This window comes from Chitinophaga eiseniae, assembly GCF_900167135.1.
GTDB classification, from domain to species: domain Bacteria; phylum Bacteroidota; class Bacteroidia; order Chitinophagales; family Chitinophagaceae; genus Chitinophaga; species Chitinophaga eiseniae.
On the sequence record NZ_FUWZ01000004.1, the window covers coordinates 27599 to 50449 of the forward strand.

General features: G+C 48.8%; 23 protein-coding genes. 11 read left to right on the plus strand and 12 right to left on the minus strand.

The annotated features are described in order from the left end of the window. Positions 1-6: 6 nt before the first annotated feature. On the minus strand, positions 7-549 hold the full coding sequence (locus B5D63_RS23885) for an RNA polymerase sigma-70 factor (RefSeq protein ID WP_078671394.1): 543 nt from the start codon (positions 547-549) through the stop codon (positions 7-9). Between the two features lie 428 nt (positions 550-977). After that, entirely contained in the window at positions 978-1898 is a 921-nt protein-coding gene (locus tag B5D63_RS23890; protein WP_078671395.1) for a hypothetical protein, read from the minus strand. A gap of 290 nt (positions 1899-2188) precedes the next feature. On the opposite strand from B5D63_RS23890, the gene B5D63_RS23895 reads away from it, so the two are divergent. The 4 genes from B5D63_RS23895 to B5D63_RS23910 all read left to right on the plus strand — a co-directional run bounded on the left by B5D63_RS23895 (position 2189) and on the right by B5D63_RS23910 (position 5946). Beyond that, complete coding sequence (locus tag B5D63_RS23895; protein WP_078671396.1) at positions 2189-3241, plus strand: sensor histidine kinase; 1053 nt, start codon at positions 2189-2191, stop codon at positions 3239-3241. 10 nt (positions 3242-3251) lie between these two features. Next, complete coding sequence (locus B5D63_RS23900) at positions 3252-3971, plus strand: LytR/AlgR family response regulator transcription factor (protein WP_159456136.1); 720 nt, start codon at positions 3252-3254, stop codon at positions 3969-3971. A 69-nt stretch (positions 3972-4040) separates the two neighbouring features. Next, positions 4041-4535 (plus strand): YdcF family protein, encoded by a 495-nt coding sequence (locus B5D63_RS23905; RefSeq protein WP_078671398.1) that lies wholly within the window; start codon positions 4041-4043, stop codon positions 4533-4535. Positions 4536-4713: 178 nt separating this feature from the next. Continuing rightward, positions 4714-5946 carry an MFS transporter gene (locus tag B5D63_RS23910; protein ID WP_078671399.1) on the plus strand — a complete coding sequence of 411 codons (1233 nt, stop codon included), beginning with the start codon at positions 4714-4716 and terminating at the stop codon, positions 5944-5946. Positions 5947-6002: 56 nt separating this feature from the next. Here the strand turns inward: B5D63_RS23910 and B5D63_RS23915 are convergent, their stop codons facing one another. The 7 genes from B5D63_RS23915 to B5D63_RS23950 form a co-directional block, all read right to left on the minus strand. Beyond that, on the minus strand, positions 6003-6842 hold the full coding sequence (locus B5D63_RS23915; RefSeq protein ID WP_078671400.1) for a heparin lyase I family protein: 840 nt from the start codon (positions 6840-6842) through the stop codon (positions 6003-6005). 27 nt (positions 6843-6869) lie between these two features. Further along, entirely contained in the window at positions 6870-7112 is a 243-nt protein-coding gene (locus tag B5D63_RS23920; RefSeq protein ID WP_078671401.1) for a hypothetical protein, read from the minus strand. A gap of 82 nt (positions 7113-7194) precedes the next feature. Further along, positions 7195-7956: a hypothetical protein gene (locus B5D63_RS23925; protein ID WP_143313066.1), complete on the minus strand. Its 762-nt coding sequence runs from the start codon at positions 7954-7956 to the stop codon at positions 7195-7197. 120 nt (positions 7957-8076) lie between these two features. After that, a complete protein-coding gene (locus B5D63_RS23930; RefSeq protein WP_078671403.1) occupies positions 8077-8718 on the minus strand; it encodes a DUF2461 domain-containing protein in 642 nt (213 codons plus the stop codon). 5 nt (positions 8719-8723) lie between these two features. Continuing rightward, positions 8724-9092 (minus strand): VOC family protein, encoded by a 369-nt coding sequence (locus tag B5D63_RS23935; RefSeq protein WP_078671404.1) that lies wholly within the window; start codon positions 9090-9092, stop codon positions 8724-8726. Positions 9093-9162: 70 nt separating this feature from the next. Continuing rightward, the gene (locus B5D63_RS23940) at positions 9163-9978 is read right to left on the minus strand and encodes a helix-turn-helix domain-containing protein (protein ID WP_078671405.1); all 816 of its coding nucleotides are present in this window, start codon (positions 9976-9978) and stop codon (positions 9163-9165) included. 918 nt (positions 9979-10896) lie between these two features. After that, complete coding sequence (locus B5D63_RS23950; protein ID WP_078671407.1) at positions 10897-11247, minus strand: winged helix-turn-helix transcriptional regulator; 351 nt, start codon at positions 11245-11247, stop codon at positions 10897-10899. A 128-nt stretch (positions 11248-11375) separates the two neighbouring features. On the opposite strand from B5D63_RS23950, the gene B5D63_RS23955 reads away from it, so the two are divergent. Continuing rightward, positions 11376-12143 (plus strand): nuclear transport factor 2 family protein, encoded by a 768-nt coding sequence (locus B5D63_RS23955; RefSeq protein WP_078671408.1) that lies wholly within the window; start codon positions 11376-11378, stop codon positions 12141-12143. A gap of 43 nt (positions 12144-12186) precedes the next feature. Here the strand turns inward: B5D63_RS23955 and B5D63_RS23960 are convergent, their stop codons facing one another. Both B5D63_RS23960 and B5D63_RS23965 read right to left on the minus strand, forming a co-directional pair. Next, a complete protein-coding gene (locus tag B5D63_RS23960) occupies positions 12187-13098 on the minus strand; it encodes a pentapeptide repeat-containing protein (protein ID WP_078671409.1) in 912 nt (303 codons plus the stop codon). Between the two features lie 86 nt (positions 13099-13184). Continuing rightward, positions 13185-13898 (minus strand): MarR family winged helix-turn-helix transcriptional regulator, encoded by a 714-nt coding sequence (locus tag B5D63_RS23965; RefSeq protein ID WP_078671410.1) that lies wholly within the window; start codon positions 13896-13898, stop codon positions 13185-13187. A gap of 162 nt (positions 13899-14060) precedes the next feature. On the opposite strand from B5D63_RS23965, the gene B5D63_RS23970 reads away from it, so the two are divergent. The 6 genes from B5D63_RS23970 to B5D63_RS23995 all read left to right on the plus strand — a co-directional run bounded on the left by B5D63_RS23970 (position 14061) and on the right by B5D63_RS23995 (position 20923). Continuing rightward, on the plus strand, positions 14061-14564 hold the full coding sequence (locus B5D63_RS23970) for a transposase (RefSeq protein WP_078671806.1): 504 nt from the start codon (positions 14061-14063) through the stop codon (positions 14562-14564). A gap of 222 nt (positions 14565-14786) precedes the next feature. Beyond that, positions 14787-15353, plus strand: a complete 567-nt coding sequence (locus B5D63_RS23975) for an RNA polymerase sigma factor (RefSeq protein ID WP_078671411.1) — start codon at positions 14787-14789, stop codon at positions 15351-15353. Between the two features lie 59 nt (positions 15354-15412). Next, positions 15413-16396 carry a FecR family protein gene (locus B5D63_RS23980; protein WP_078671412.1) on the plus strand — a complete coding sequence of 328 codons (984 nt, stop codon included), beginning with the start codon at positions 15413-15415 and terminating at the stop codon, positions 16394-16396. Between the two features lie 395 nt (positions 16397-16791). Further along, a complete protein-coding gene (locus tag B5D63_RS23985; protein ID WP_078671413.1) occupies positions 16792-17241 on the plus strand; it encodes a hypothetical protein in 450 nt (149 codons plus the stop codon). 190 nt (positions 17242-17431) lie between these two features. Further along, complete coding sequence (locus tag B5D63_RS23990) at positions 17432-20044, plus strand: TonB-dependent receptor (protein ID WP_078671414.1); 2613 nt, start codon at positions 17432-17434, stop codon at positions 20042-20044. Between the two features lie 3 nt (positions 20045-20047). Then, positions 20048-20923 (plus strand): DUF4249 domain-containing protein, encoded by an 876-nt coding sequence (locus B5D63_RS23995; RefSeq protein ID WP_078671415.1) that lies wholly within the window; start codon positions 20048-20050, stop codon positions 20921-20923. A gap of 106 nt (positions 20924-21029) precedes the next feature. On the opposite strand, the gene B5D63_RS24000 is transcribed toward B5D63_RS23995, so the two are convergent. Beyond that, positions 21030-22844, minus strand: coding sequence for a RagB/SusD family nutrient uptake outer membrane protein (locus B5D63_RS24000; protein ID WP_159456137.1), 1815 nt, complete (start codon positions 22842-22844; stop codon positions 21030-21032). Positions 22845-22851: the final 7 nt, after the last annotated feature.

Genomic DNA, 22851 nt, shown 5'->3' on the forward strand with positions numbered 1-22851 from the left:
TGAATGTTAATTGCTGTTGAGGGTGAAATTGATGAGAAGCATATACAGAAAGAGAATGCCGGACAGCTTACTCCGAAGAATACGTAAGGCTTTGCCCATGTGTACTTCCACCGTTTTTACCGAAATATTAAGTTCTTTCGAAATTTCCTGGTAGGACTTCTTTTCAAACCTGCTTTTAAGGAATACTATCTTGCATTGCTCCGGGAGCTGATCGATTGTATGGAGGATCCGGTCATAATTTTCTTTGGAGATCAACTTATTCCCGGATTCATTTGAATATTGGATCTGTGACTGGTATTTTTCCATTATTTTCTGTCGACGCATAATATTGAGGCAGTGGTGCTGGATGGCGGTATACAGGTATGCTCGTACACCCTGTTCGGCTACAAGCAGGGTTCTTTTCTCCCAGATCTTCAGGAATACAGATTGTACCGCATCGCCGGCGGCTTCGTTGCTCTTGAGAAATGTATAAGCATACCTATGCAAATCCTTATAATAATTCTTAAAGCATAGCTCAACTAAACGATCGACAGCATGATCGTGCGTCATAGATTTGTTTACAATGTTTGGTGATAGCTCTATTTACTACTACACACTGTTATTCGAAAACCCTTACTCAGGGGATTACTTTTTTCACCATCAGGGATACAGACTACGGTTGTAGGGTTATTTCCGGCTGATTTTATGAGGGCAATCCATCAGCATTGCCCTTTTCATTTACGGTAGGGGTGTATTGTGAAGTTGGCTTTAAGGAAATTGATCATTGCAGAGATCAAGCTGCCCGGTAATGTAAAAGGCGGCATGGGTTCGTTGACCTATGAAACCTGCAGCCGTTGCATCAGCATGTGTTTTCAGTATATTGAAACGTTATCCGGTTGTGAGGGTTGCTGAGCTGGCAGCCGAGTGAAAATAAAAGCCGCTTACATCACGGGACGTAAGCGGCTTCCTGGTTTTATTCCTAATTGATTAAGGAACCTTTATTTGCTGTATTCATAGCCGGTACTGCCTTTGCTGACGGTAGGCTTTTGGTTGCCGATATTATAAATCGTGCTGGTAAATGTTACTTTTACCGGCCGGCTGGCACTGTTATAAGCGTAGGTATTCTTTTGTACGGTGACGATAGAATCCTGTTTGCTGTTGATGTTGACGTACTGGATTTTTTTTGTTTCCAGCGGATTCTGATCGCTGAATAGTTCATTCCCGGCGCCTTCCAGCAGGTAGCGCAGCAGGGGATGGGTGATATAGGTAGGATGCTGGTCGAAGCCGGCTACCAGCAGTTGGGAGATTACTTTGGAACCGTCGGTTACTGATTCCTTTCTGATGTTTTTTTGCTCATAGGCATAGGTGGTGACCAACTTCAGGTTGATGCCTCCGCCTGTTACGCTGTTAACGGCGATCAGATTTCCGCTGGCGTCATAGGTGTATCGCTCATCTTCTTCCGGCTTGCCGGTTTCCTGGTCGTATCTGGTTTTTCGGGAGATATTGCCTTTAGCGTCCCATTCAAATTTTGTGCTGCCGGACAGGATAAACTTTCCGGTTGACAGGAAGTTGGGGGAGTAATTCAATACTTTTTGCAGTTTGCCGTTGGCGTCATAGATGACAGAGTCTTTTTCTATCAGCATACTACCGGCATACTGGGTAATAACGGCAGGTTGCAACCGCTTGTTGTAGCTGATCAGCTGAATAAGGCCATCAGTACCTCCCAAATTGATGCGGGTCAGCAGACCAGGGGCTGGAGCGGCGGCTGGAGTGGCAATAGGGTTGTTTTCATCTGTGCCATGACCAACGTCGGGAAGATAAGTCTTGTTACAGGCAGATCCGGCCAACAGCGTGATGCCCAGCAAGGCTACAGACAGTGCGGAATGATGAATGTTTCGCGTGGTTTTGCGATGTGTCATAAAATTACAGTTTAGGTTTTTACTTAGACAAATGGTTTGTTATATGACAAGGATGTCGGGCATAGTATGCAACAGAAGGCGCTGTCCTCCCGCTGTTGGCTACTGGTTTCCGGTTTACTGGTGCAAAGAAAATGAGAATACCTACCCGGCTATATGAATTTTGATCATCCTACCGGAATTGCTGACTAATGTGCAGAAATCCTGTATGATCTGCATTAAAAGCGCGTTATGTGTCTTTAAAACCGCGCTTGGTTTGGTTTATTTTTGCTTTTTTGCAGTAAAATTGACCGATGCCCAAGCCGTTCTTTTTGATGAAATCCTGGCCCGTCATTCTCACCATCTGGGTAATGGATGTGGTACTTACCTTTATGCAGGTGCACATGCAGGGGCTGCCTTATCTGGAAGCCTTCTGGCTGGCGGTGGTGGAGTCCATTCCCGGGGCGCTCTGTGCGTTTCTGTTCTGTTACTGGCTGCTCCCGGTCTTCATGAAGCGCCGGAAAATGCTCCTGTTTGCCTTGCTGGCGGTGGTGATCTGTTTTGTCGCCAGCCTGATCACGGTGTCTTTAAGTTTACCGATGTTATGTAACAGTGCCGGCAAGGTAATGGCGGCTCCTCAAACCTGTGGCCTGCAAACCGTGTTCCCCGGCCACTTCATCGCGATGCTTTTTACCAGCGGTACCATTTGCGGTATCCGCTTTTACCAGGAGTATGTCAGGACCCTGATCGATCACGAACGGCTTCATACCACTCACCTGGAAGCGGAAATGAGGCTGTTGCGGGACCAGCTGAATCCTCATTTTATGTTTAATATGATGAACAGCATCCATGTACTGATAGAAAGGGATGCCGGCCAGGCCGCAGACATGGTGCTGGAATTCTCCGATATGTTGAGATATCAGCTCCACGACGCTTCCAAGCCTGCTATACCATTGCAACAGGAAGTGGCTTACCTGCAGAACTATGTGAATGTGGAAAATAAGCGGCGGTGCAACGAACTGAAAGTAACCTGCAACTGGGAAACACAGCTGCCGCCTTATTATATCTCACCCTTGATCCTGGCGCCCTTTGTAGAAAATGCTTTTAAACATGTTTCCCAGTTTGCGGACCAGGATAATTTTATAGGAATAGACCTTTTCCTGGAAGAGGAGACCCTGTTTTTTATTGTTAAAAACAGTAAAGAGCCGGTAGATACTACAGAGGAGACCCGTCCCAGGGGGATCGGGTTGGCTAACGTGCGGAAAAGACTGGCCCTTTTATACCCGGACCAGCACTTTCTGTCAATAGAAGAGACGGCAGACCAGTTTGTTGCTTATCTCGAAATAAAAACCGATGTTCTCAGATAAAAACAGCCGTATGGAAATTAAATGTATCATCGTGGATGATGAAGCACTGGCCAGGGAAGGATTAAAAAATTATATCGGTACGTTTGATTGCCTGTCGCTGGTCGCTACCTGCAATAATGTGGCGTCGGCCCGGAAAACGCTGGAGGCAACGCCCGTGGACCTGATGTTTCTCGATATTAATATGCCTAAGGTGAGCGGGCTCCATTTGCTGGAAACATTGTCAGACCCCCCGATGACGGTGCTGGTGACCGCCTACCCGGACTACGCGCTGGATGGCTTCCGGCTCAATGTACTGGACTATCTGCTAAAACCGCTCTCCCTGCAGCGATTTACCCAATCGGTGCTCAAAGCGCAGGATTATTTTGGTCTGCGTCAGCAGCCGGCAGCTGTTGCCAATCCCCCCGTAAAAGATTACATCTTCGTAAAACATAAACAGGTATACGAAAAGGTGATGCTGGCCGACATCCTTTTCGTGGAAAGCATGCAAAATTATGTGCTTATCCAGACCATCCATACAAAGATTATAGCTTACCTGACGTTTAAAAACGTAGAGCAACAGCTGCCGGCAGATAGTTTCCTCCGGATACACAAATCCTATATCGTTAACCTCCACCAGGTGAATAAGCTGGACAGCAATATGGTACAGGCCGGGGGGCATACGCTGCCGGTGAGCCGCAGCCAGCGCGAATTGCTGATGCAGGTGGTTAACAGGCGATTGCTGAGTAAGTAGTATGTTGAAAAATTGAGTACCCTTTTAACGGATCATACTCTTAAAGTTAGCATAGCAGGAACAATTTTTATGAATAAGTTATTGATTGTATTAGGAGCGCCCAATGATCATATGGGTAATTTATCGCAGATCGCGAAGGACAGGTTGACTTGCGCCTATCATTTTTACAGTGCTAACAATGATTTTAAAATCATTTGTACCGGGGGCTTTGGACAGCATTTTAATACGACCGACCAACCGCATTATGACTATGCTAAAAGGTACCTTACCGACAGGAACGTTCCGACGGAGGCATTTTTGGGTTGTCCGCCATCATCCAATACCATCGAAGACTTCCGGATGACGAGGGACCAGGTACTGGAAGGGCAGCCTGACATATTGGTGGTGATCACTTCCGACTTTCATCTTCCAAGGGCCAGGTTTTTGTATCACAGCATTATTGGTTACCCGCGGGTGGTTTTTATCCCGGCGCCGTCTACTTTGCCCGATGAGCAACTTTCAGGTTTGCTGGCGCATGAAGCGCGGGCGCTGCAAAAATTACAGGAAAGCGATGGTATCAAATAATCCTGTAATTCTTTCCTTATGTAAAAGCCGTGGTCCTGTTGGCGGCATGGGTTAATATTGTATCAGAAATAAGCAAACTATGTGTTGTTATCTGAAGCTGTCTTTTTGTATATTTAAAGGAGGCTGTTTCTTACTGATGTACAGCTATTTTAATCCACGTTAAATAAAGTCAACTTCTATGACTAATGGTAAAATCAACAAAAGTGCGCTGTTTGCCGGTAGTTGTTTTGCGCTGATCACTACCGCTTTTACATTCTCCATCCGGGCGGGCATTTTGCCGCAACTTGCTGCGCAGTTTAATCTTACCGGGGAACAATTGGGGTTTATTAATCTGATGTTTTTTCTGGGGTTTCCTGTCTCCATGATCATTGGCGGTTTGGTATATCATTCTTTCGGCCCGAAGAGAATTATGCAGGTAGCTTTCGTGACCCATACTATTGGTATTTTGATGACCATATTTTCCGGAGGCTATGTAAGTCTCCTGGCGTCCACGCTTTTTATCGGCTTTGGCAACGGCTGCACAGAAGCAGCCTGTAACCCTTTGATCGCAGATGCTTTTGCTGGTCGCGATATGAATAAGATGTTGAACAGGTTTCACATGTGGTTTCCCGGCGGAATTGTAATAGGCTCGCTGATTTCGAAATTGATGACTGATCTCCATTTGGGATGGCAGGCGCAGATGTGGGTGACTATGGTCCCTACTATCCTTTATGCTGTGATGTTTTACGGGAAAACTTTCGTGGTAAGTGAAGAAGCGGCTACAAGTTCTCTTTCCCGGCATTTTGCTGCGATGTTAAGCCCGCTCTATATATTCCTGTTTATTTGTATGGCCTTTACAGCCATTACCGAGTTTGGCCCCAACCAATGGGTAAGTGTTATTATGAGTAACAGCGGCGCCAGTCCTATGCTGATCCTCGCGCTCACCACCGGATTGATGGCGGTAGGCAGATTTTTTGCAGGCCCGGTAGTGCGCCTGTTGGGGCAAACGGGGGTGCTTTTAACATCCGCTATTTTAGCTACCATTGGTATTTATATGTTCAGTACGGTAACCGGGCCGCTCGCTTATGTAGCTACGGTGATATTTGCCCTGGGAGTATGTTACTTCTGGCCGGTGATGGTAGGCACCGTGGCGCAGCGGGTGCCTGAAAGCGGCGCCCTGGGCATGTCCATTATTGGCGGGATAGGGATGTTCTCTACGGCCATCTTTCAGCCATTCATTGGTAGCTGGATCGATTCAGCAAGGACGGAGAAAGCTGCAGCCGGACTTACCGGTGGAGCGCTGGAGCTGGCGGCCGGACAGGCCACACTGGTGAATATGATCGCTTTTCCGTCGATACTGATCGTTTTGTTTACCATTTTATTCTTCTGGCAACGAAAAGCGACCTTTGCTCCGGCAGCAGCCGGGCATTGACAGGGAGGTAATACCTTAAAAGCGCACGACGCTTTATTTTATCATAACGCATTTTTTTATAACGCAATAATCCTGATGTTATCATGGTAGGCTATACGTGTGGCAACAGACCCGTTGGCCGTAGATTGGTCTGCGCGATACAATCCCCATTTGATATAACCATAGGCGCTGCCCGAGCTATAGGTGGACTCATTGGAATATTGGGCTTTCAATGTATAGCTACCGCCTGGCAGGCAGGTATATACGCTATAGGTACCTGTACCATTATTGGACCATAATACATCTACCCGGAAATCTATCCATTGGTTAATATAGCTTGTGTAATCGGCCACCAGGTTGTCCTGGGCTGATGTGCCGTGTCTGAAGACGATCGCGTTCCTTTTGGCGGCAATGAAAAAGGACGGTCCGCTGCTGGTAGGCTTCGCCTGGAAAAGGATCTCGGCATCCGCCGGCATAGTAGTGTTCCAGGTGGTCCAGTCTTTTAACAGCACACTGAATTCGTATCGTCTGGCATCGCCTGGCTGGTACCGTGCATTGGCAATGCTCAGGGCATCACTTTCACTTCTGGGCTGACCGGCTGAAGCATAGGCGGTATCATCCAGTATAACCTTATGTGCTATGCCGTAGTTACCCGTGCTGCCAGGCGAGATCATGTAAGCGGCATCGGGCGCGGTGGCGGCAGTCGTGCCGAGACCTGTGATACCTGAATTAAGTGTGCCGGATTCATACGTAACGTTTAGCAAGGTGTCGCCGGTAGCCAGGAATTTTAACGTTGACCCGTCATTTGTTTGCGGAGTTGCCGCGATGGGCCGCTGCGGCTGTTTTTGACAGGATGTCAGCAAGGTAAGGCACACCATTACCTCAAGGGCTGTACCAAACAAAAGGGTTCTTTTCATAGCGATTACATTTAGTTAGTAGTTTGTTTACCAAACCTTCATATCGGGAGTGCACCATCCTGTAACCATGTCAAGGATGTCATCGATGCAGTCCTGTACACTGTCGTTGTCCTGGTGGTCTTGTTTCAGCTGCGCTAAAATTTGTTGCGCTATTTCCTGTTGCCCGCCGGCCTCTTTATAGGCCATTAAAACGTCTCTCACTTCGGTGGTGAAGCAGCTTTTTTGTATAATATGCTGTTGTAGCGTTTCCAGTAGTTTTTCAGCTGTCATGAGTAGGAGATATGGGTGTGATTACTGCTAAAATAAGGGAAAGTCCCGCATGTTGCAAACGCTATTATGGGCCGGGCTCATTTCACCATCCTGTTGCAAACAGTCTTCTGGCGCCTTTTATGCCGCAATGCTGGTACTGATGATAGGCCTGTGCCACCCGTTCGTGGATGACGGCAGGCTTTTCCCGTTGCAACCATCCGTTGATGACCGGTACGAGGGTATATGCTTCGGGCGACATCAGGTGGGTAGTCCAGATAAGCGGTTGTGCCCCGGTTTTACGGACACTTTCAGCAAAGTAGGGTTTGCTGGCGCAGGCGAAAATAGCGACGTCCCGCTGCTGGTTGTCACTTTTGACGGGTGTGGCAGGAAGGCTAAAATCCATTAGTCCGTTATGGCCTACAAACACGATCAGCCCTGCATTGCCACCGGCACGGATGGTGGCGGTATCCACGCTGAGCTGTACTTTTTTCTGCCCGGCTGCATAATGCAGGAAATCCGTAATCGTTTCTTTCATTTTAGCGCCGTCATAGGCGTCGGCAATCAGGTAGGTGTTGGTTTTCCGGTGTTTTAGAATGATGCGTTCGTATATGTTGCCGCCGGGATGTGGTACCTGTTTGATCAACTGCCAGTCGGGTTGTTTTTTCAGAAAGGTTTTAACGCCATATCCGCAGCCCCAGTACAGGTTGTTGGCGGGGTCCTGTCCGTTCCCGATCTTCGGCGGCACTTTTACAATGCCCTGGTACTTGTTGTCACAGAGGGCTACCAGTACGTGGATAGAGGCTGGCTGGCTGTAGGTTTTGATACCTGAAAGCAACAGACTTAAAAGCAGGGTTAATCTGAACATGGCGATTTTTCTGTGTAAGATGCAGGAAGTGTTTAATTCCATAACGTCGCCGATACTTTCATGCTACAGGTATCAATAACTGGTGCGAAAGAGCATACCGGAATTACAGCGCCTTTTTCATTACAAAAAAGGCGCATTCAGAAAATCTTTCAGCGGTTTCAGGGTTTTATACACAGCGGCCAACTGTTGCGGGGCGTCTTTTGCCAGCAACTCTTTGTCGGCCACCGGACGGACAGCCACAAAATGTTTCAGCTTGAGGTATTCCGCCATCGGATCGTCTTTTTCAAAGCCCAAAGGAACGCGCTTTAGTTTATCCTCTTCGCTCAGGCCTTCGAAATAACGGCGGAAGCCAGTCGCCCCCAGGATTTTTTGAAACGCTTCGGCATTATAGGAGATTTCTTTCCGGAGTTCTTTCAGCTTGTCGTTTTCCAGCATATAGATGCCACCCGCCAGGAAAGACTTCCCCGGCTGAATGTGCAGATAGTATCCTGCATTCCCACGACCAAGGTTTGCCCCGAAATTGACTTTGTAAGGCTCCTTGTTTTGAGAGAAACGGGTATCGCGGTATATCCGAAAAAGTGATTTCCTGGCGTCGATGCTCCCTGTTTCCTTATCAAATGCTGCCATCTCTTTTATCAGCGCTTCCACAAAGGAAACCATCTCTTCCCGGGCGCTGTTGTAAAGATGTTTATGCTCGTTAAACCACTCCCGGTTGTTGTTGGCGGCCAGGTCTTTCAGGAAATTCAGAACGGATACTTTCATAGCTGTTAGTTGATGGAGTGAACCGCCATTTTATTGCCCTCTGTGTCGATGAACATACCGATGTACCCTACCTCCGGACTGATATGGGTTTTCGGCACAATCACCTTCCCGTTGTTGGACGTTACCCTGTCTAATACTATCTGCAGATCATGACCACCATTCAGATATACTACGACGCCGTCTGCAGAGGGTTTGTAGTCCGCGCCCTGAACAATGGCGCCGGAAGCGTTTTTCCCGTCGCTGGGAAAGAACCCCATTTTGGTGCCGAACATTTCGGTTTCGGTGATGTCCAACCCTAAGATAGCTTTGTAAAAAGAGACGGCTCTGCTAAAATCTGTTGCAGGAATGTCGAAAAAATTGATTACGTTTTCCATTGTCATATGTTTTATGTCAGCACAAAATTATTATCCGCAGGAAACATAAAATTGTAAAAATGGGACAAGGTCAATCCATCCTGTCAAAAATCAAAGACATCTTTAAGTGATCGCCATAAAACGCTTTCGGTGTGAGACCGGTGAATTCTTTGAAATCCTTGATGAAGTGCGCCTGGTCGTAATATTCGCCCTCATAGGCCAGCGAGATCAGGCTGGAGACTTTCTCATTCAGCAACATTTTGAGCGCAGCCTGCAGCCGGATGGTCTTCGAAAGCTGTTTAGGACTCAGGCCGATGGCGGATGAAAACTTGCGTACGAGCTGCCTGCGGTTGATATTGGTTTGCCTGGACAGCGCATCGACGGACAGTTGTCCGTTGGCCGTCAAAATAGTGTCAACAGTAGATTTTACGATATGGTCAATGGTTTCAGTATCGGTCAGCCGGTTAAATAAAAAAGTCTCCGCCAGTTTTATCCGCTCCTCTGTGGTAGGTGCGTGAAGGATCTCCTGCCCGAGGACCGCGCCCTCTTCGCCGAAAAGTGCGTCTAGCGGAACGGCCGTATTTTCCATTTCTTTGATAGGCATGGTAGCGAAGGGAAGAAAACCATAGGGGTGAAAACAAACGAAGAAAGTACCGGTTTCTCCGAGCGGTTCTACATCGAGCGGTTGCGTCAGTTGTCCGATGACAAAACACCTGGGCAGCACCATACTGTTGCCGTTGTTGGTATAACGCTTGTATGGCGCGCCATAATGAAAAATCATTTTCATCCTGCCGTCAGGAACGATCGTATTTATCTGAGGGGTATTTTCTTTAGGGCTTTCCAGCGTCCAGTAACATTCAACGAGGGTCGAAAGATCTTTATGCGGTTCAAATATCTGGTGAATCATGAAAAGTGCTGTTTGGATGAATGCCGGGAAAGCTGTACCGGGTCCGCGGCAAAATTACATAAATAAATTATTATGCTTTTTGATGCGGTGTGTCGGCACGGGTGAATACTTTGGGAGCTTATACACTTGAGCTGGCACAGTATTATACCAACCAGCACCAGTTGCGCTTTCGTTTTGATCCTGGAACAGATATGCCCATGCCCACTAACTGTACTTTAATATTGACGCTAAAAGATACTTCAGATACTGTTATCCGTACGGCCTATATGACTATTAACGATCTGTTGACCGGGGATGCGGTATGGATGCTGAATACACCATCTGGAAAGTTTACAGGAAGTTACACTCCTGGCATAATTCCAATTATCACAACAACATATAGCATACCTTTACTTGAATGGATGAACGGAGGGCCAAGTGCAGGAGTAAGCAATTCGTTTATTCTCTATAAATAGTTTAAAATACAGGCGAAAAATTTTGTTATTGTTCTTGTATTTATCGCAATAGCGTTTGTTGCTGACAGAATATGGAATAAGCGCGATGAGAGAAATTTCGATATTTTTAATAATGCAAGTATTGATGGACGGATTATTGACATAGGTCCCAGTTCTGGTATTATATATTTCACGCTCGAGAATAGTAATGTAAAATATGGATTTGCTCCGGAAGTATTCGATTATGACCATTATATGTCATTTGATGACAGCGCCAGATTGGGCGATATTATAATAAAGCCGGCAAAATCTGATACGGTAAAGCTCATTAAAAAAGGACGCACTTATCTATTTACGTTTAAGAAATTTTGAAAGGAAGTGAAAATGGATAAAAGGATATCGTAAAGAAATCAAAGAGATCCGTTTTAATTACATGAAATCCGACCGTTGAAGCTGATGCTGGCATATGTGCGCTTAGTCAGCTTTAACGGTTTTTTTTAACCACCACCCCCTTCGCCAGTACATCCTCTCCCCAGGTCTCCATCAGGTCCACTATCGGCAGCAGCGATTCGCCCAGCCCGGTTAAAAAATACTCCACCTTCGGCGGCAACACCGGGTAAATGACTTTTCTGATAACGCCGTGTTCTTCCAGCTCTTTTAACTGCAGGCTCAGCACCCGCTTGCTGGCAGTCGGGTTCTGCCGGGCCAGTTCGCTGGGCCGGTGTATACCCTTATGAATAGAATTAATCAGGCAGGGCTTCCATTTACCCCCGATGATCTCAAGCGTTACACCGATGCCGCAGCTCAGGTCCTTCGGATTTTTCTTCTCGTACATAGGTACAAAAGTAGGGTATATCCCTTAATGCGGATATAGGGGCAAAATTTTCACTATGACAAAATTTTCACCCTTATTTTTCACGATGGTGTGTCGCCATACCTTTGTCCGTATTAAATATCAGGCATATGGAATTATCACACAGAGACAAAGCAGAAGCGATACAGAACAGCATCGAAACCGAGACATTGGCGGAAACCGGTTTAATTCATCCGACTGCTTATAAACAGCATAATCCTCACGTCGCTACCGGGTTGCAGGCCATCCTGGGACTACATGAACTGATGCCGATGGACAAAGTATATACCAACGTGGTCCGCAAATTCCAGGACGGCGACATCGGATTTGTGCACGTGGATTATTATTTGTTTGAGCCTACGGTAGCTTTCGATATTCATCGTTTTGAAGAGGGCAGGAGCGTAGAGCACTGGGACAATCTCCAGCCGAATCCCCAAAAGCGGAATAAGAGCGGGAGAACGATGACCGATGGCAAGACCAAGGCGAAAGACCATCATAAGACGGTATCCAATAAGGCGCTTGTACGCCGTTTTGTGCAGGAGGTGTTGATAGAAGGGAATAGGGAAGGGCTATCGTCGTACTTTAAGGACGATGAGCTCATTCAGCACAACCCGCACATGGGAGATGGCGTCAGTGAGTTTTTCGGTGTGCTGGAGGAATGGAAAACAGCGGGGAAGCCACAGACGTACCATACCATCCATAAAGTGCTGGGAGAGGGCAATTTCGTGCTGGTGCTCAGTGAAGGCTACCTGCACGGGATACATTCCGCTTTCTACGATTTATACCGGGTGGAGCATGACCGGATTATCGAACACTGGGACGTGATCGAGGAGATACCGCCCGTTGAAAAACGTAAAAATGACAATGGAAAATTTTAATGACAGGGCGCAGGTGATGCGCCCTTTTTGTATTGGTCAGAGATTATACCACGGTAACTTTGGACAGATCAGTTACCCGTAGGCCTTTCAGTGCTGCATAGGTTGTCTTGTCCATGGTGGCGCCGTCAAAACAAACGGTTTTAAAATCGAGATGCGATTTATTGGTGAGCGAAAAAGGCAGTTTGAATGATACGTTCCTGAGCGTGGCGCCGCTGAAGGAGGCGTCTTTTAACGCAGACTTGTCAAACTGTACACCGATGAAGGTCTGTCCGTCGAAGTGCATGCCCCGCAGATCACACTGCTGAAAATCGGTGGCGTTGAAAATGCAGCGCTCAAACCGCGTTTGCTGAAGGTCCGTTTTAGTAATCCTGACATCAAGAAAAGTAACATCGGTGAATGTGGCGCCCTGTCCCGACATATGCAGGGTGGTGCGCACAAGGATGGACTGGCGGAAAGTAGCATCTGTGAGGTCGGTAATGGAAAAACTGCAGTCTGTCAGGTTGGCGCGGTCGAAATTGGCTTCGCGGGCGTCGATCACTTCGAAGGTGCTGCCTGTTAGATCTGCGCCGGCGAAATTGGCGCTATGCAGTGAGCCGGCCTTAAACTTTCCTTTGTGCAGCGTAGCGCCGGCGAAGTCTTCCTGCTGCATATCAACGGCCGTGAGATGCAGCGCTACCTGTCGTTCCTGCGAGGGCAGGGATGCTGCAGCCGGCTGTTCCGCAGGGGATGCCACGGTGCCGGTGCCGGCGGGGCTGTTTTCCGTAAAATAGTTCAGGTCCACGTCCAGCATGGCTGCCAGGCGGTGGAAGGTAGTAATGTCCGGCATAGACTCGCCCCGTTCCCATTTGCCGACCGCCTGCGGACTGATAAACAGCTGTTGCGCCAGCCCCGCCTGGGACAGGCCTTTGGCTTTACGTGCCTGGGTAATTTTGCTGCCGATGATCTTAGTATCCATATAATATCCTTTTTGCGACGCTGTAAAGATATCCTGCTCCCGCTCAGTAATCGCTAAAAAGCAGGCATCTATTAGTGGTAACGCCGCTACTTATTGTTGTTGTCCGGTGTTTTGCGCTGTTTCGCCGCTGCAAACTGCGTCATTCTCTCTTGCTGCTCCTGTGCCAGCTGCGACAGTTTTGCTTCTCCCAATGCTTCGGTCAGCATGTTGTCGATGGATTTGTTCCTGGCGTTGGAGAATAATTCCTGGTGTTTATTTTCTGTGTCTTTCAGGATGTTGATCACCACTTGTTTGTCTTTCGGGTCGATGTCATGATACATCAGCAGGTTGGGTTTGTAGAGCAACGGGTAGATCCTGGCGAGGATTTTTTCGCCTGCTTTGGTGATGCTGACCAGTTTGGCCCGTTTGTCGTCCGGGTCTGTCCGTTCGGTGATGTACCCTTGCTTTTTCAGTTTATTAAGGATGTCGATGCCGGTTGTTTGTTCGGTGAAATTGTATTGGATGACCTGCGTTTTCTTGACTTCCTTTAACTGGTAGATGGTATTCAGAAAATAGAACCACTCCAGTTCAAATCCCGGCAGGTCCTGCAATGCCATTTTAGCGTAGGCTGTTTGCATACTCGCCAGCCTGCCTATCAGTTTGGCGAATACTGTATCGAGGTCCAGCGGAGTGAGGCCGCTGAAAAGCTGCTGATTACTCTCTGTTGCTAAAAAATGCATACAGAATTCTGTGGCGGACAAGCCGGGGCTCTTCTGCGTATATGCCTCCCAGGCGCTGATCAGTTTCGTAAGTTCTCCCATGATTTACATCGAATTCGATATAAAAGTAGCAAAAAAGGGTCCAATAATTTGTTCGATTCGATTTTATAGCTAATTTTACATCGAAATAGATATATTTTGATTTAAAGTTAATCTATATCGATATAATTTATCGCTTGTTTAAAACAATAAAAAATGGTTAAAATGGATAATATATCAAGCAGTTACCTGGTGCGGGCTGAACTCTGGTTATTGATTACGACGTTGCTCTACTTTCTGATGAACGGCGCGCAGCTGTTTGAGACGCTGGTATTTGTGCCGAAATGGGCGGAGGCTCCACCGGCCAATTTCGGCTTATTGCTGGACGGGAGGGGAGCCAGCCTGAAAAATTTCTGGATCGTTTTCCACTCCATACATGAAGTGACCTTCCTGCTGGCGATCGTCTTCTGCTGGAAAATAGACTTCGCCAGAAACTGGCTGCTGATTTTATTTGCCATCCACTTTGCGGTAAGGGTGTGGACGCTGGCTTTTTTTGCGCCCAACATCATTCATTTTCAGAAAATAGCCGAGACGCATTTCGTAGTCAATAATCTCGCGGCAAAAACATCGCTCTGGCAAACACTCAACTATATCCGCGTGGCCATTTTTATCGCCGTTTCCATTGGATTGATTCCATTGTGCGTCCGGCTGTTGAATGTACGTGTTTAACGTTTCGCCGATAACCCATGCCGGCTGACAAGGCCACTGCAGCAACAATGCAGCAGTCAGTATATTCGCAACGGAAAAAACAGGTAGCTGCCTCCTGGTACACGATGGTGTTGCCAGGAGGCTTTTTTATAATTGTAACGTCTTCATTCGTTCCATATATGGAAATATTCATGCTAATTCTAAATAACAAATTACCTTCGCTCCTGATTTTTATTCACTTACATGTCATCATCCATCCTTCGAGATACGCCGGAAACCGAATTGTGGCAGCTGGTCCGGCAAGGCAGTGTGCCGGCTTATGAAGCGTTATACGAGCGTCACTGGGAAACCCTGTACGAAACTGCCTACTGGCGCCTGTACGATAAAGATGCGGCCAAAGACATAGTGCAGGAGGTCTTTATTTACTGCTGGCAGAAAAGAGAACAAATTCAGATCACAGAATCTGTGGTGGGCTATTTTCGTACAGCCGTCAGGTTTAAGGTACTCAATCACCTGAAATCGGAACAGGCAAGAGATAAGTATCGTCAGCTGGCTGGCCGGGAACTACCGGAGATCACACATTCCACAGAAGAAATGATGGCTGGCGCAGACCTGGAAGCCAGCTACCGTCGTGAGTTGCAGCGGCTCCCTGAAAAAATGCGGCAGTTGTTTATCGATAGCCGTGACCATGGGCTGTCTGTTCGGGAAATTGCGCAAAAACACGGCCTGTCAGAGCAAACAGTGAAAAACCAACTGTCCGCAGCCCTTAAAAAATTAAGGGACGGACTGGGAAACTTCTTTTTTGAATAATTTTTTTTCTTCGACATAGTACTTCCGGAATTTGAGGATTGTCTATTAAACAACAGCATATGAGTCACCCTGATAAACATATCATCGATCAATTGCTTGAAAAGCATGCGTTAGGTATCTGTACGCAGGAAGAGCGTGCTATACTGGAAAGATGGTATGCTGCCTTCCCGGTTGGAAAACGTGCACTGGAAGATGAGGCGGAACGTAAGGCGGTGCACACGTCGATGAAAGCAGGGATTTTTGATAAAATCAGTCAGGAAGAAGGTACGGTGGGAGCGGTGCGGGCGCAGCGGCCCGTCCGCCACATGTACTGGCGCGCTGCGGCTGCAGCGGTGGTGTTGATCGCGGCAGGCGCCCTGTTTTATTTCTTCCGCGCAAAACCTGCGCCGGTTGCCTTTGCCGAAGTGGTGGCGCCTGCCGGCAAACAAGTGATGCATATGGAGCTGCCGGACGGTTCTGCCGTATGGCTGGAGCCGGGGTCCACACTGCGCTATGCCAGACAGTTCGGAACAGAAAGCCGTGAGGTGCAGGTACTGGACGGCCAGGCTTTTTTCGCGGTGGCCCCGGGCGCATCGCAGCCCTTTATGGTCGGCACCCCTGAGGGGATACAGACAAAAGTGCTGGGCACGGAATTCAGCGTAAAAGCCTACCGCGGACTGAAATATGTACAGGTGGCGGTGAGCGCCGGAAAGGTGCAGGTGTCAGACAACAACGCTGTATTGGGGGTGCTGGAAGCAGGGCAGCAGCTGACATACGAAGTAGGAACGCATACGGCTACACGGGGAGACCTTCCCACGGATGACTGGCGCAACGGCAACCAGACATTGCAGAACAGCTCCTTTGCCGAGGTGGCCCGCATCCTGCAAAACCGCTACGGAGTGAAGCTGTCCTATGATACCGCCATGATGGCGCCCTATCGTTTTAACCTGCGTATTGCCGGCAATACCTCCCTGGAGGAAACCATGGAAATGCTGAAAGAACTGAGTGGGATGACCTATACGCTCAGCAACGGACAGGTGACTGTTACCGGTATACAACAATAGATTTTTATAACAGCATCGTTACCCGGAAGCTGTCCCGAAAAGACGGCAGGGAACTGCTATGCCCACCCGGTGGGAGAATAACCATTAAGGACACTTTATATAGAAATTTAACGGAAACTATGCTCAATGATTACGGAAAAGGCAGCGTCCAATTCATCCAACGCAGGGACGTTAGGACCGTTCCCGGTCCTGCCGCTGATTAAAAAGCTAACATGCCTGTCCCTGGCACACGAAAGGTGTGACCGGGACAACATTGATGGATAAACCCGCCCGTATTCTTTCGGGCGGGCTTTTCATAAATGACGGCAAAAACAGGCATGTTTATTTTGAGACAACATAGTACTACCGGATGTTGAGCGTTGTCTCTTCATCAATAGCTACTGAAAACGGACATCATGCGACATATTTTAATTGTCTGGTTCCAGTTATATGGACTGACAGCTATCAGCCAGCAGCGAGAAACAAAGTTCAGCTTCCACATTCCGGCAACTACGCTGGAGAAGGCGCTGAAGTTGGTACAGCAACAAACGAAGATCGTAATATCCTACGAGTATACCAGGATACAGGGAATCACTGTTAAAGCGCGCACTTACAAGGCCGCCACTGTAGAAACGATCATCGGTAACCTGCTGGAAGGTACCACGCTCATTTTCAATCGCAGGGGCGATCAGATCATCATCGGTCCCGCTGCGGGAATAAAGCATTCTCTTAGCGGGTATTCGGAAGGCGCTGTGTTTGACGCCGTATTGGGTTACCCCATAGAGAGATTAACAGTTGCCTTTTCGACTTTTTCTCTTTTATTCAGGAGAAGTGTTTTTGGGAACTTAAAGGCCGCAGTTTTTTAGAGAGAAACCCGCCGGGACTCTTCCCGGCAGGCTTTTCATCCCAGCCGTCCATAAAGAACAAACGGAACTGGATAAGTTTTTTGAAATATTTTTTTTATTCGACATAGTACTTCAGGAATTTGAGGATTGTCTGGTAGGTAGCAGTGTATCGATAGCTGCGGGCAGGAGCCCGCATAATTTAAAGGAAGTAATGCGATATTTTTTAACCGTTCTGTTCGTAGTAAGCGGATTGGCCGCCGCCGGTCAGCAAAACGAGACAAAGTTCAGCATCCGTTTCCCCAGCCTGGCGCTGGAAGCGGCGCTGAAACTGATAGAACAACAAACAGGCATACCAATATCTTATGAATATACCCGTGTGCATGGAATAACCATTAAAGCACGCATTTACAAAGAGGCGTCGCCGGAGATGATGATCGCTGACCTGCTGAAAGGAACACGACTTACTTTCAAACGCAGGGGAGATCAAATCTTTATCGGTCCTGGTACCAGCGCAACGCATACCCTCAGCGGGTATGTGGAAGATGCGGCTTCTGGTGAAAGGCTGATTGGTGTATCGCTGGTGGCGCCTCAATATCAGGCGGGTACTGTTACCAATGCCTACGGATTTTATAGCCTGACTTTACCGGCAGATACTGTCAGGGTGCAGGTGTCCTACCTGGGATACCAGCGTCTTGACACGTTAGTGGCCATGCAAGATACAAGGAGTTTCTCCTTCCGCCTGACGACACTCAGCAGCCAGCTGGGGGAAGTGACTATCCGGGGAACACGGGCCGATAATATCGAAACCTCTTCCCAGATGAGCCGTATTCATTTACCGGCTGCACTGGTGCAGTCTGCTCCACGCCTGTTGGGCGAAGCAGACCTGTTCAAAACCCTCCAGCTGATGCCTGGTGTCAAACAAGGTACAGAGGCCACCAGCGCGTTGCTGGTACGCGGAGGCACGCCGGACCAGAACCTCATCCTGCTGGATGGCGCCCCGCTGTACAATCCTGTACACCTGATGGGTATCTTCTCTACATTCAATACCAGCGTGCTGAAAGACGTCACGCTGTACAAGGGCGCCTTCCCGGCCCGCTATGGAGGCCGGCTGTCGTCGGTGGTGGACATCTCCACGAAAGACGGGGACATGTATAAAATACATGGAAACTTTTCTGTCGGCCTGCTGTCCGCACAAGCCACGCTGGATGGCCCCATCAAAAAAGAAAAAACTACTTTTGTGCTCTCCGCCCGCAGGTCTTACCCTGATCTGGCGGCGAGATTATACCTGGACAGCCAGGATAATTCACCGGACAAATTCAGGCTTAACTTTTACGATATCAATGCCAAAGTGCATCACCGGTTTTCGGACCGGGACAAGCTGTACCTGAGCTTCTATACGGGCCGTGACAAGCTGGCAACGAGTGACCGCTACGGTCACGCATATCCGTTTTATTACGTGACCGATGTAGGGGTGAACTGGGGCAACTACACCGGTACCCTGCGGTGGAACCATGTATATTCCCCGAAGCTGTTTTCCAATGTGATGCTGATAGGCAGCGACTATCGCTTTCAATCCGTTTATAAACAGGCAGGCGCCACCACCAGCGGAACATATTCCGACGAGCAGCGGCTGAATTCAGGCATCAGGGATTATGGCGGGAGGATAGATGTAGAGTACCAGCCTAAGCCGGCGCATACCGTCAAAGCGGGAACACAACTGATGTATCGTCTTTTTACGCCGGGAGTGCTGCAGACAAAACAGACGGAAAAAGACAAGGTGGTGGCGGATTCCAGCAACAGTAACCACAATATTCATGCGCAGGAACTGAGCCTGTACGCAGAAGACGACTGGCAGTTGTCCCAACGGATGAGCATAAACGCAGGGCTGCATTTCAGTGGGTTTAACGTGGAAAAGCGCCTGTATCTGTCCCTGCAGCCACGCGTGAGCGCACGTTACCTGTTGCCCGCCAACTGGGCGCTCAAAGCTTCCTATACCCGGATGACCCAATACATTCACCTGCTGGCTTATAACTCCATTTCGTTGCCTGCGGACCTCTGGGTGCCGGCAACAGACAAGATCAGGCCCCAGGACGCAGACCAGTATGCGTTGGGCGTTGCCCGTAACCTGTTCGGAGACCAGTTGGAGTTTTCGGCGGAAGCTTACTATAAACGGATGTATCACGTCATCGAATACAAGGAAGGCGCCAGCTACCTGACATCCGTCAAAGGAGACTCCTGGCAGGAGCAGGTGGCAGCCGAAGAGGGCAAGTCCTATGGGCTGGAGCTGCTGTTGCAGAAGAAAAGCGGCAGGCTGACCGGCTGGGCGGGGTATACCCTTGCCTGGGCCAACCGGCAGCTCCCGGAGGTGAACTACGGCCGTACCTTCCCCTATAAATATGACCGACGGCATGATGTCCACCTGGTGGCGGTTTACAAATGGCGTAAAGGCATTACGTTGTCAGCCTCCTGGACCTATCAAAGCGCCGCACCTTTCACTATCCCGCTGGCATCTTATGGCGGTCTCACAGATCCGCTTTCAGAAGGGGGCCTGTTCCGGTATTCGCGGAAAATTGATTATGTCAATTCGCGTAATAACGTGCGAATTAAAGCATATCATCGTTTAGACCTCGGCGTTAGTTTTGTCAAACACAAAAAGAATGGGCTGGTCCGTACGTGGAATATAAGCTTGCTGAATGTTTACAACCGGTTTAATCCTTATTTCTATTACGTGGATAGTTATTCTCCGGTACAAGCGCAGGCTACGCTCACGGCGCTTTCGCTGGTGCCTTTCCTTCCCGGTATCACGTATGAACTGAAATTTTAGATCATGAAAAAGAAACTGGTACTGCTGTTGATGGCAATAATCACCCTCAGCTGCAAAAAACAAATAACCATCGATTTGCCTGACATGGTAAACCAGCCGGTCATTAACCTGCTGATGGCCAAAGACAGTTTCATCACTGCACTGGTAACGAAGTCCCAATATTTGGGTCCGATGAATAGCGACCCGCGGTTTGGTTTTTCCACGATACCGGATGCAAAGGTAACGCTGTATGAAAATGGTGGGTACAAAGAAGAGTTGCAGAGGATCACCAACATCTGGGGCACCTATTATAAAAGCACTGTCAAAGCCCGTCCCGGCATCGCTTATCGTGTGACGGTCGCCGTTAACGGTTACCCGGAAATGGAAGGGACAGACTCCATACCACCGTCCACTATCCCGGGGAATCTTACGTTCAGGAAAGTAGCCAGCGATGATTCGAAAAGCAAAGCCAATATCACGCTGGAGCTGATAGATAAACCAGGAGAAAAAAATTACTACCGCATCAGGATGTACGAACACCTGACAGATAACGATACGACCATGGCGCTGGCTGGGCTTTCATTCATTTCCTCGGACCCGTACGACATTTTATTCGGGAAAAAAGAACGGCGTGAGTTCTTTACCGACGACCAGTTCTTTGATGGCCATACCCGCCGGCTGAACTTCATCGTTAGCAGCGATCTCGGGTTCAAACATCCGCTGGAGCTGGAAGTAACGACCTTGACCTACAGTAGCTACAATTATTTGTTCAGCTCCTTCCTGGCGGAAGAAAAAAATGAAGACGTGTTGTCAGAGAAGGTAATTGTATTCAGTAATGTCCTTCACGGGCTGGGTATCGTTGGAGGGATGTCAATAGAGCGCTACAAAATTATTTATTAAAAAGGCTAACATGTGAGTCTTTCGTTCGGGAAATTTTTTTGAACGCAAAGGCCGCGTTTTCTGAAAACCCGCCCGGATTTTTTCCGGGCGGGCTGTTTTTATATCTCTAATACCCGGGGAACTGCACCAGCTTTTTATTCCGGTCTATTTCACTCTGTGGAACAGGATAAAAATAAAACCTGGGCTGCCAGTTGGCCCTCGTAAACGAAACGGTCCTTTTATGGAACTCCGGATCTGACAGTGAGCTACCTTTTTCTATGTTCATACCATGAAAAGCGCCGCCCTGGTGCTGGTCCGGCTTATCGGCCACTTTCCAGCGACGCACGTCCCAGTAACGGTGACCTTCGAACATCAGTTCAATGCGGCGCTCGAGCTGTATCTGCGCCCGCATTTCTGCCTGGGACAGACCGGGTTGCAGGTCGGGCAGACCGCCCCTGTTGCGGATCTTGTTAAGGTATTTGAGAATATCGGCGTTGCCGGGTTCGTATTCGTTGAGCGCTTCAGCGTAGTTGAGATAGATCTCACCAAGGCGGATCATCATCGCAGGCCGGGTGAAATTACGCCCGGTACGGAAATCGGTGTTAGGGTGAATGTTTTTTCGGGCGGTATATCCGGTGGAGGGCCAGTCGCGCGGCGCGCCGTTTTTACCGGAATTGCCGGTGAAGAAAAATTCCACTCTTGTTTGTCCTGCTTCAGGAACAACGGGCACCGTAGCGCCGTTGAAAGTCACATCTACATAAAAACGCGGTTCGCGGCCGGTGTACATATTGTAGGTGCCGCTCACATAATAGGGGGTGGCGGCATCGGTAAAACCGTTCTCTGAGTAACCGCTGCCGGCATCACCGGTAGCTTTGCCATTGGCCATTCTGAAAATATCTACCTGTTCCTGTGTGACGGCGATGCCGTTCCAGCCCTGGCCGTTGGCGCAGCGAGGGGAACAGTGGCGTTCCCAGTTGCCAACGTGACTGGAAGAAGTGCGTATCCAGATAGCTTCTTTCTGCCAGCCATCGAAAAAGAGATTGCGGCAGGAGAGATAGGCGGCGCGGAAAGGATCGGGGTCTGACACGGTGTACAGCTCCCAGCGGTTGAGGTCAATGACAGCTTTGGCGGCGTCGGCAGCTCTTTTCCATTTCTCTTTGTCATAGGCCTGGTTAAACAATACGGTACCATCAGGATTGGTAAAAGACGCAAGGTCTTTATTGCCATTGAACAGCGGGCTGGCATGATACAGCAGTATCTGTGATTTAACGGCCAGGATAATCGGCTGGGTGATACGTCCCGTCTGTGTAACATCGGGCTGGGTGGGATCTACCGGGTTTACATGCAGTACCGGCACATCCGGAAATGCTTTGTCCATTTCAGAGACCACGTAAGACACGCAGGCGTCCCACGGGCTGCGGGGGATCTGAAAGTCCTCTTCCGGGAGGCTGGGTGTTTCACCCATGAGCACCACAGGCCCATATTGGCGCATCAGCAGCCAGTAGTAGTAGGCGCGGAGAAAACGCGCTTCGGCTTTGTATTGTTTCAGGAGCCTGGTGCCATCGGGAAGCGCTTTGATCTCCTGGTTCTCATCAGCATGTTGCAGGAAGATGGCCGCCTGCCGGATGGTCTGATAGTAGCTGTTCCAGTATGAAGGAGTGGCGTTGTCCGGAGCGATGGCGCCGGAGTTAATGCCGGGCTGCACCCAGGCATAGTCGGCTTCATCGCATTGCCCGGTCCACGGCGTGCTATAGGGCTGCGCCCACATATCGGGCATGGGATGGTACAACCGTGCCAGCCACTGCTCTGTCATGGAGCGGTTGGTGAATACATCTTTCAGCGTTGTGATGTTGTCCGGCACCGTGTCGAGGTACCCTTTTTTACAGCCTGCGGCACAGAGCAACAGGAATAACAGCAGTATATTTTTGTATGAATAAGTCATGATGTTA

Coding starts and splice junctions, on each gene's coding strand:
- B5D63_RS23900 (WP_159456136.1), top strand. CDS start 3,252: ATGGAAATTAAATGTATCATCGTGGATGATGAAGCACTGGCCAGGGAA.
- B5D63_RS24000 (WP_159456137.1), bottom strand. CDS start 22,844: ATGACTTATTCATACAAAAATATACTGCTGTTATTCCTGTTGCTCTGT.
- B5D63_RS23950 (WP_078671407.1), bottom strand. CDS start 11,247: ATGTACGAGAAGAAAAATCCGAAGGACCTGAGCTGCGGCATCGGTGTA.
- B5D63_RS23990 (WP_078671414.1), top strand. CDS start 17,432: ATGCGATATTTTTTAACCGTTCTGTTCGTAGTAAGCGGATTGGCCGCC.
- B5D63_RS23925 (WP_143313066.1), bottom strand. CDS start 7,956: ATGTTCAGATTAACCCTGCTTTTAAGTCTGTTGCTTTCAGGTATCAAA.
- B5D63_RS23930 (WP_078671403.1), bottom strand. CDS start 8,718: ATGAAAGTATCCGTTCTGAATTTCCTGAAAGACCTGGCCGCCAACAAC.
- B5D63_RS23910 (WP_078671399.1), top strand. CDS start 4,714: ATGACTAATGGTAAAATCAACAAAAGTGCGCTGTTTGCCGGTAGTTGT.
- B5D63_RS23975 (WP_078671411.1), top strand. CDS start 14,787: ATGTCATCATCCATCCTTCGAGATACGCCGGAAACCGAATTGTGGCAG.
- B5D63_RS23915 (WP_078671400.1), bottom strand. CDS start 6,842: ATGAAAAGAACCCTTTTGTTTGGTACAGCCCTTGAGGTAATGGTGTGC.
- B5D63_RS23940 (WP_078671405.1), bottom strand. CDS start 9,978: ATGATTCACCAGATATTTGAACCGCATAAAGATCTTTCGACCCTCGTT.
- B5D63_RS23970 (WP_078671806.1), top strand. CDS start 14,061: ATGGATAATATATCAAGCAGTTACCTGGTGCGGGCTGAACTCTGGTTA.
- B5D63_RS23995 (WP_078671415.1), top strand. CDS start 20,048: ATGAAAAAGAAACTGGTACTGCTGTTGATGGCAATAATCACCCTCAGC.
- B5D63_RS23985 (WP_078671413.1), top strand. CDS start 16,792: ATGCGACATATTTTAATTGTCTGGTTCCAGTTATATGGACTGACAGCT.
- B5D63_RS23905 (WP_078671398.1), top strand. CDS start 4,041: ATGAATAAGTTATTGATTGTATTAGGAGCGCCCAATGATCATATGGGT.
- B5D63_RS23890 (WP_078671395.1), bottom strand. CDS start 1,898: ATGACACATCGCAAAACCACGCGAAACATTCATCATTCCGCACTGTCT.
- B5D63_RS23980 (WP_078671412.1), top strand. CDS start 15,413: ATGAGTCACCCTGATAAACATATCATCGATCAATTGCTTGAAAAGCAT.
- B5D63_RS23960 (WP_078671409.1), bottom strand. CDS start 13,098: ATGGATACTAAGATCATCGGCAGCAAAATTACCCAGGCACGTAAAGCC.
- B5D63_RS23965 (WP_078671410.1), bottom strand. CDS start 13,898: ATGGGAGAACTTACGAAACTGATCAGCGCCTGGGAGGCATATACGCAG.
- B5D63_RS23955 (WP_078671408.1), top strand. CDS start 11,376: ATGGAATTATCACACAGAGACAAAGCAGAAGCGATACAGAACAGCATC.
- B5D63_RS23935 (WP_078671404.1), bottom strand. CDS start 9,092: ATGGAAAACGTAATCAATTTTTTCGACATTCCTGCAACAGATTTTAGC.
- B5D63_RS23895 (WP_078671396.1), top strand. CDS start 2,189: ATGCCCAAGCCGTTCTTTTTGATGAAATCCTGGCCCGTCATTCTCACC.
- B5D63_RS23920 (WP_078671401.1), bottom strand. CDS start 7,112: ATGACAGCTGAAAAACTACTGGAAACGCTACAACAGCATATTATACAA.
- B5D63_RS23885 (WP_078671394.1), bottom strand. CDS start 549: ATGACGCACGATCATGCTGTCGATCGTTTAGTTGAGCTATGCTTTAAG.